Below are 8,425 nucleotides of genomic sequence, written 5' to 3'. Positions count from 1 at the left end.
AAGGAAAGTTGTTTGTTATTCCTGAACGTAGAAAGCGATCTTGCCCGAGGGTGGTTAAGGGAAAACCACAAAAATATCCCAAAAAAAATACCAGTCAGCCTTAACTGACTGGCATTAAACCAATTGGTTGGGCTTTTTGCTGTTATAAAACTATGTTCTATGGAGGTACTATGATGCCATAGAAGTATCAGGCGTTAGGCCACATTTTCTACAGCAAGCTGACGCAGCACATAATGTAATACGCCGCCATGACGTACATATTCGCGCTCTTTTGGCGTTTGCAGCATTACATTCACTTCAAAGCTCTCTGTACTGCCATCAGCACGTGTCGCAGTGACTGTCGCCGTTTTGCTTTCGCCGTTTTCAAGACCCGTAATGCTTAGCACTTCTGAGCCGTCTAGGTTATAGGTCTCTGCATTTTCGCCTTTTTTGAAGGTTAATGGCAAGACACCCATACCAACTAAGTTAGAACGGTGAATACGCTCAAAGGAGCTGGTCAATACCGCTTTGACACCCAGTAGGATAGTACCTTTGGCTGCCCAGTCACGGCTTGAGCCTGACCCATATTCTTCGCCACCGAGTACCACCAGGGTACGCTGGTCTTGTTTATACTTCATTGCAGCATCATAGATGGCCATTTCCTCACCTTCTTGCAAGGTCGCTTTATCACCGCTGAAGTAATACGTATAGCCACCTTCTTTACCACCCATCATTTTGTTTTTGATACGGATGTTGGCAAAAGTACCGCGGGTCATGATCGCATCATTACCACGGCGTGAGCCATAACTGTTAAAGTCTTCTTGCATTACTCCGCGTTCTTGCAAGTATTTACCCGCTGGTGAATCAGGAGCAATATTACCGGCAGGAGAGATGTGGTCGGTGGTAATTGAGTCACCAAATAAGCCTAAAATACGGGCGTTTTCAATATCTTTAATGCCTTCTGGTTCCATGGTCATGTCATCAAAGAAAGGTGGGTTTTTGATGTAAGTTGACGCTTCACTCCATGGATAGAGTTGGCTATCTGCTGAGCTAATAGCATTCCACGCTGCGCTACCGTCAAACACTTTACCGTAGTTTTTGCGGAACATATCGGCATCGATGTTATTGGCAATCAGCTCATTAATCTCTTCCGACGTAGGCCAGATGTCTTTTAAGAACACATCATTACCTTCTGGGTCTTGGCCGATAGGATCTTTGGTTAAGTCAATATTTACAGTACCAGCAAGGGCATAGGCTACGACTAGCGGTGGTGACGCTAAGTAGCTCGCTTTCACATGTGAGTGAATACGACCCTCGAAGTTACGGTTACCAGATAGTACCGCAGCGGCTACTAGGTCTTTTTCTTCAATGCCTTTTTGGACAGACTCTAATAAAGGACCTGAGTTACCAATACAGGTGGTACATCCATAACCCACTAAATAGAAGCCAATTTTTTCAAGCTCGTCCATTAGTTGCGATTTTTCTAAATAATCGGTCACTACTTTAGAGCCCGGTGCCAATGAGGTTTTAACCCAAGGTTTGGCCGTTAAGCCTTTGGCAGCAGCTTTTTTGGCCACTAAGCCCGCACCAATCATAACCGCAGGGTTAGAGGTGTTGGTACAAGAGGTAATGGCAGCGATAACCACAGAACCGTCATGCAGGTCATGTTCTTGATCATTAATGCTAATCGTTGAGAATACGTCAGGTTTAGCAGACAAACGATCGGCTTGCTCTTGTTCCCCGCCTTCTTGATCAAAGCGTACTTTACCTTCTATTTCTGATTTACGGTCTTTGGTCATCGCATGTAACGTTTCACCAAAACGGGCATGCATATCAGATAAATTAATGCGCTGCTGTGGTAAGTTTGGACCGGCTAGAGCAGGCTGTACAGAGGATAAATCTAAATGCAGATTGCTAGAGTAAGTGGCAGCTGGGGTATTACTATCGTGCCATAATCCTTGCGCTTTGGCATATTTTTCAACCAATTCAATTTGGGCTTCATCACGGCCTGACAGACGCAGATAATCAATTGCCATCTGGTCAATCGGGAAGATACCACAGGTTGCGCCATATTCAGGTGACATGTTGGCAATCGTCGCACGATCCGCCAATGGCATATTGTGTAGTCCTTCACCATAGAACTCAACGAACTTACCGACCACACCGTGAGCGCGTAGCATTTCAACCACACGTAATACTAGGTCAGTTGCGGTCACACCTTCTTGTAGCTTACCCGTCATTTCAAAGCCGACCACTTGGGGGATAAGCATGGATGAAGGCTGACCCAGCATAGCGGCTTCGGCTTCAATACCGCCCACACCCCAACCTAGCACACCAATACCATTAATCATGGTGGTGTGGCTGTCCGTACCGAATACGGTATCAGGATAAGCGGTTAATTCGCCATTTTGCTCACTGGCCATGACCACACGCGCCAAATATTCTAAGTTAACTTGGTGTACGATACCTGTAGCTGGAGGCACTACCACAAAGTTTTTAAATGCGCTTTTACCCCAGTGCAAGAACTCATAACGCTCGTTATTGCGCTTAAATTCGATTTTTTCATTTAAGTCTAAAGAGTCTTCACGACCATAGACATCGACCTGTACCGAATGGTCGACCACTAGCTCACTGGGAATAAACGGGTTGATTTGTTCCGCTTTACCACCCAGTTTGACTACCGCATCACGCATAGCGGCCAAGTCTACGACAGAGGGCACACCTGTGAAGTCTTGCAGCACCACACGAGCTGGCATGAACGCAATCTCTTTTGACGCTTCGGCGCCGGCATCCCAGTTGGCTACGGCTTCAATGTGATTTTCACCGACAGACTGTCCACCGTCTTCGTTGCGCAGTAAGTTCTCTAGCACAATTTTCATGCTGTAAGGTAGGGTATTGATATTGGGGTATTTTTCAGCAAGTTTGGGTAGGCTGTAATAGGCATGGTCTTTACCTGCGACCGTTAACTTGTCTTTTACATTGAATATATCGCTCATAGTGGCTTCCTTTTCTATTTATTAACTTATTTTTTATAAAAGTTATTATTGATTGAGGGGGCTAATAATGTATTCACTAAACCAGGTCTCATTGACTACAGAGAGCACTTATTAGGGAATAATTTGAGCTGTTGTTAGAAGAGATATCCCCAAGTGGCTTATCAGCACACCCGTAGGGATAAGATGACAAACATCCTTGGTTTTTTGTCATTGTTACTACCATAACAAAGATTGCGGTATTTATTAAGGTTTGGACGTAGTTGCCTCGTGTGAAAATCGTAACAGAAAACGGTGAACTGCCTACTATGTTGCTTGTTAGAGGCTATTGGGTGGCTAGAACGGTGGTATGTATCATTGGGATTTTGTGATTGATAGCCAGCCCTATAAGTTAAGGACGCAAGGGCAATGGGTATTTTCGACTGATTATTCAGTGATTGATGCAGCAAAACGAGCCTTAAGAAGCATTTTTATTCACTACGATAATCGCTCTGCTTATAGTTATTAGTAATAAATGCCTTGAAATTAAATACATAACTAAATTGAATTAATGTATTTAGCATAAATAAATTTTAGTTTGCTTTTAGGGTTGGTTAAATATAACTCATGTATACTAGATTTAATAATGGACTACTTAAGATATCTTCAAGGACTGCACATCATGAAAGATGAAACTATGGCAGAATTGATTAACACGAGTAATTATGGTCAGACTTTAGAGGGCTATAAAGACTTACTGAATCAAAGTATTATTAATATAGCTCCAGATTTTTCACAAGATTTTTTGCTGAGCGTCTTACCTAGCTATTGGCAAGAATGGATTTTACCGCTAGTGGGAGGCCCCTTCCTTCTTTTGTTTTTAGCTGAGTGGTTTTATCAGTCCAAAAGGGACCAAGGTGATAACTTTACCCTAAGACGTGCAGTTACAAACTTTAGTCTAGGTGGATCATATCTGGGGTTTGAGCTGATAGTTCAAGCTTTAGTGATTATACCTATATGTTTGTGGCTGTATCAATATCGTCTGTTTACTATTGAAGTAACCTGGATAACCTTTATCCCTATCTTTATTGCCGTAGAATTCTGTTATTACTGGTTTCATAGAGCCTCACATAGAGTAAACTGGTTCTGGTCAGCTCATGTGTTGAATCATTCGGATGATCGAATGAATTTATCAACAGCGATGAGACAGAGTTTGTTGTACTCAGTCACAGGCTGGTGGGTGTTCTTTCTGCCGCTAATGTTGCTTGGCGTTCATCCCGTTTGGGTCTTTTTCTTTTACGCTTTAGATCTTATATATCAATTCTTTATCCATACTGAAACTGTTGGGAAATTTCCCAAATGGGTTGAATATGTCTTTGATACGCCTTCTAATCATCGTGCTCATCATGGCGCCAATGGGGAATATATTGATAAGAACTATGGCGGAGTGATTATTATTTTTGACCGAATGTTTGGAACGTACGTTGAAGAGGATAGGATTAATAATCCAGTCAAGTATGGAGCTGTTGGTGAGCCTAGCCACGATAATATCTTTCATTTAATATTCGATGTTTTTATTCGCATGTGGAAGCGTTTTTTTAAAGCGAAAGGCCTTAAGAATAAATTAGGAACATTCTTTAGACCGCCCTCTGCAACTTAACATTAGTATTGAAAGCGGTAAGAGCCCGAGTTTGGTATAACAGACGTTATATGAATGAACTTTGATTGAACGTATTTTAAGTCTAAGTTAATAGAAAAAATCTTCCCTAGATGGTGTCGTTAAACTATTAGGTATCGTTCAGCGTTTAAAGTAGTTTATGCACTGTTAGATTAGCTAATTTATCACAGGCAATTAACCAAGCTCGGTAGTCGTCAAAACCAGAATAAAACCTAAAATGAAACAAGCCATAAAGCTTTAAACATTAACCAAAAAAAAGACTCTCCTATATTTATAGGAGAGTCTTAATTGTTATTTTGTAGGCTTAAACCACTACTTTAGCTGAAACTGAAATTTTAGTTAATCACTGGCTAAAATACTGGTTTATTAGACTAAATATCGACCTAAATTCTAAATGCCGGGAAACGGCTGTTAATCACGCTTTCCGCTTCAATCAGATTCATAATCTCATCAGCGATGTTCTCTGAAAGCTCTAGATTAGTGGAGAAACCAACACAAGAAGAGTTAATTTCGCCCAAGACATAGACATCTTTGCCTTTGTCATCGGTGTCTAAAATAAAGTCAGCAGTCCATAATAGTGGCAACGCATAGCCGCCTAAACGAGCTTGTAACATCGGAATACTAGACTCTACCTCATCGACCATCTCCTGCCACTGCTCAGGCTTGTCATAGCGATAAGTCGCGCCAGAGAATAGGGTGGCAGAGAATGCATCAGCAGACTCATCGGGTTTCTTATGAACCACAGACACCGCTTTATCCCGTAGCATTAACACCCGGATTTCGCCTTCTTTAATACGCGGTAAAAAGGGCATATCTAAAATCAGTCCGTTATAGCCTTCTAGATATTGATAGCAAAATTCGATGAATTCGCCCAATGTTTTCTCTTCCACATGGTTGTCTAAGGCTTCAGTCAGCTTTAGTACCGCATCTTCTGGAATTTCGGCCACGTCTTTATATTTTTTAGGGTCTTTTAGCTGAACGCGCCAAATGCCTTCACCGGTAGAGCCACGGTTTTGTTTTAGTACCCGTTCTCCTTTAGCCAATGTGGTTGGGAACTGGTTTTTTAGCTCATCATACTCATAGTAGCAGTATACGTCTACAGGGACTAAAGCCGTACCTTTTAGGCGTTCTACCACGTTTTTGGCACCATAGTTAATCATGACGTCAGGATGAGGTAAGCCTTTAACGCCTTGGTGTACCAACTCACGTAGCATCTGGAAGTAACCCGTTTCATCTTTTAGATTACCTGGATTGATACGGCTCACATAAGCATCGGCTTTGTCGATGGTATAACGGTATATTTCACCCCGATTTTCATCACTATAGAAAATAACCTCAGCGGTCCAGCCCCGAGCTTTCAAGGATTCAATAATAGGGTAGGTGTCGCGGCGATAGCCATATTTGCTCTTATCAGAGCCACCACGAGCTTCAAAAATAACAACGTGTTTTTTCATACTAAAATCTCTGTTAATGCCAATAATTATCTAGGGTTAATAAGCGAATTGCTGATTAATGAGTGAGTCAATAAATAGGTAACTATATAACTGTGGCTAAGAATGGAATCTATAAGGTATTAAATAAGGGACTAAGGTCATCAAGGTAATACTTAGAGGGGGATAGTTCGAGGTTTGTTTTTTTGAAGGCGCAAGTCTATAGAAGAGTGAAGTAGAAAACAATACAGAAAACTAACTTTTTTAGATTTTTTTCACAGTAAGTTTCTGTGATGCCCCTAATTATGACCTTTGTAACACCAGCGCCCTCAGTGATATCAGCAGTGGTTAAACAATAATAAAATATTATGAACTTATGATGAAAAAAACAGAGGGCCAGCAAGCTATAAATAGGGGCACTGTCTGGCTAAGGGATTTTACCAAAGCAACTTCAGTTAAGGCGTCTACTATTTAACTGTTATGTTGAATATAGCTGTTCACTAACTCATTAAATTCACGGGCTTTACCAATATGAGGCCAATGCCCCGCTTGGCTATAGAAGTGGGCATCTGCGCTGGGCATGACATTTAATAGCTCCAAGCTACGTGATAAGGGAACCACTTTGTCATTCACCCCATGGATTAGCAATACCGGCAGGGTAAGCTTGGCTAGGCCCTCGAAGTCCAGTGCAAAATGAATACGGTCTCGATCTCGTGCTGCCAATAAGGTAGGCCTTAATCCACCGGCTTGCTCTTTTAAAGCGGCCTGGTAACGTAAGCGTACTAAAGTGTCGCACACCATCGCATCATTACAGATATTCTTTTGTAAATCCTGTTTAATAAGAGCCTCTGAAAGGGTGTTTTGGGGTTTAGCAGTAGGGGCAGCTTTGGTCTTGTCTATTTGCTTAGCACCGCCCGTTCCGATGGATATCACGCCATAAATTCGTTCAGGATGATCTAAGGCGAGTTGTAAGGCTATCCATCCTCCCAATGAGCTGCCCATTAGCCAAGCTTTTTCAATATTTAAAGCATCCATCAAACGCAAAGTGTGATCGCCCCATTGCTTGATGCCGTAGGTGCTGTCTGGGTCATTAACTGTTTCGCCATAGCCGATAGAGTCAAAAGCGATAGCACGATAACTCTGACTAAGATGAGGTATATTTTGCCACCAAGTCATGGCGGCTGAAGTGCCTGATCCTGAGCCATGCAGTAGCAGTACAGGTAGGCCTTCGCCTTGATCATAACAGTGGGTGATCTCTTGTGGGGCAGTTTGAATCCATTTATCTTCAAGGTTAAAAAACGGGTCAGTTTTAAACTTTGGAGGCGATAAGGTCATGAGGATCTCGGCATTGATAGCTGGGGCAATAGAAGCCATATTCTAGCTTAAATTGTAACGCTTGAGGCGCCTTTTTTATCAAAATGCCTTACTTACTAAAGGCTTAGCATATGTCTAATCTCTAAATAGACGGTGTTAAATAAATTACGTAAGCTAATGAATTCAGAAAGCTAAGGTTGTTAAACTAACCTCTTATAAGTGACCGATAATAACTAGTAAATACAAAATACAAAATATTAGGAATAAAATGCAGCGACGTAAATTTATTAAGTCTATGGGCCTTGGGCTGGGAGCGGTCAGTACTTCAGCTGCCATGAGCGGTTGCCAGACTTTGGCTGGTAATAGTTATAAACCCCTCTCCGCTGACACTCCTGTCAAAAAGGCAGGACACTTTAATAATATTGTTGTTGGCAGTGGTTATGGGGGCGCCGTTTGTGCTTTACGTCTAAGTGAGCAAGGTCACCCGGTATTAATTTTGGAAATGGGTAAGCGCTGGGATAGAACTCCTAATCACAATACCTTTTGTAAAATGATCACTGCCGATGAGCGCTCTAGTTGGTTTAAAAACTGGCCAAGTGCTCCCATTCCGATTCCAAGAAGAATAAAAAAATACCCAGGCGTTTTAGATCTGGTTGAGTATGATGAGATAAAGATATTTGCGGGTCGTGCCTATGGCGGTGGTTCTATCGTCAATGGGGCGATTGCCATTCAGCCAAGACGCTCACATTTTGAACAAACCTTTCCTTGGATTGACAGTGAAGAGATGTACAACACCTTTTTTCCGCGGGCCTTAAAACAATTGAAGGTCAGTCAAATTCCGGAAGACTTTTTTAATATAGTCATAGCCCTTAAAAACAGTCACACAGCCAAAGAAAATAGAAGAATAACGTATCGATACAATCTATTCCCCAATCTTGACGCTTTTTCTTAACCCAAGCCCAAGTTTGCTCAATAGGGTTTAAGTCAGGACTATAAGGCGGTAACCATAGAATAGTGTGTCCTGAATCTTCAATGATTTTTTGAATATCAAG

6 protein-coding genes are annotated in these 8,425 nt (G+C 41.9%); 2 read left to right on the top strand and 4 right to left on the bottom strand.

The annotated features are described in order from the left end of the window. Positions 1-194: 194 nt before the first annotated feature. On the bottom strand, positions 195-2,975 hold the full coding sequence (gene acnA, locus A1019T_RS08615) for an aconitate hydratase AcnA (protein ID WP_077451292.1): 2,781 nt from the start codon (positions 2,973-2,975) through the stop codon (positions 195-197). A gap of 658 nt (positions 2,976-3,633) precedes the next feature. Here acnA and A1019T_RS08610 point away from each other — a divergent pair. Then, complete coding sequence (locus tag A1019T_RS08610) at positions 3,634-4,611, top strand: sterol desaturase family protein (protein WP_208608056.1); 978 nt, start codon at positions 3,634-3,636, stop codon at positions 4,609-4,611. A 401-nt stretch (positions 4,612-5,012) separates the two neighbouring features. On the opposite strand, the gene A1019T_RS08605 is transcribed toward A1019T_RS08610, so the two are convergent. Continuing rightward, entirely contained in the window at positions 5,013-6,083 is a 1,071-nt protein-coding gene (locus A1019T_RS08605) for a Cj0069 family protein (RefSeq protein WP_077451290.1), read from the bottom strand. A gap of 447 nt (positions 6,084-6,530) precedes the next feature. After that, complete coding sequence (locus tag A1019T_RS08600) at positions 6,531-7,433, bottom strand: alpha/beta fold hydrolase (RefSeq protein ID WP_244156597.1); 903 nt, start codon at positions 7,431-7,433, stop codon at positions 6,531-6,533. 208 nt (positions 7,434-7,641) lie between these two features. On the opposite strand from A1019T_RS08600, the gene A1019T_RS08595 reads away from it, so the two are divergent. Beyond that, complete coding sequence (locus tag A1019T_RS08595; RefSeq protein ID WP_279626180.1) at positions 7,642-8,325, top strand: NAD(P)-binding protein; 684 nt, start codon at positions 7,642-7,644, stop codon at positions 8,323-8,325. On the opposite strand, the gene A1019T_RS13945 is transcribed toward A1019T_RS08595, so the two are convergent. Continuing rightward, positions 8,243-8,419: a transposase gene (locus A1019T_RS13945; RefSeq protein WP_341864616.1), complete on the bottom strand. Its 177-nt coding sequence runs from the start codon at positions 8,417-8,419 to the stop codon at positions 8,243-8,245. The two genes, A1019T_RS08595 and A1019T_RS13945, sit on opposite strands and share 83 nt — an antisense overlap. Between the last annotated feature and the right edge of the window lie 6 nt (positions 8,420-8,425).

The organism is Psychrobacter piechaudii (assembly GCF_900162825.1).
In the GTDB taxonomy this organism is placed as follows: domain Bacteria; phylum Pseudomonadota; class Gammaproteobacteria; order Pseudomonadales; family Moraxellaceae; genus Psychrobacter; species Psychrobacter piechaudii.
Note: the sequence above shows the minus strand (reverse complement) of the source record. Positions and strands in the feature narration are given on the sequence as shown.

Excerpts from the sequence above, each read along its gene's own strand:
- A1019T_RS08605 (WP_077451290.1), bottom strand. The coding sequence starts at position 6,083 with ATGAAAAAACACGTTGTTATTTTTGAAGCTCGTGGTGGCTCTGATAAG.
- acnA (WP_077451292.1), bottom strand. The coding sequence starts at position 2,975 with ATGAGCGATATATTCAATGTAAAAGACAAGTTAACGGTCGCAGGTAAA.
- A1019T_RS08600 (WP_244156597.1), bottom strand. The coding sequence starts at position 7,433 with ATGGCTTCTATTGCCCCAGCTATCAATGCCGAGATCCTCATGACCTTA.
- A1019T_RS08595 (WP_279626180.1), top strand. The coding sequence starts at position 7,642 with ATGCAGCGACGTAAATTTATTAAGTCTATGGGCCTTGGGCTGGGAGCG.
- A1019T_RS08610 (WP_208608056.1), top strand. The coding sequence starts at position 3,634 with ATGAAAGATGAAACTATGGCAGAATTGATTAACACGAGTAATTATGGT.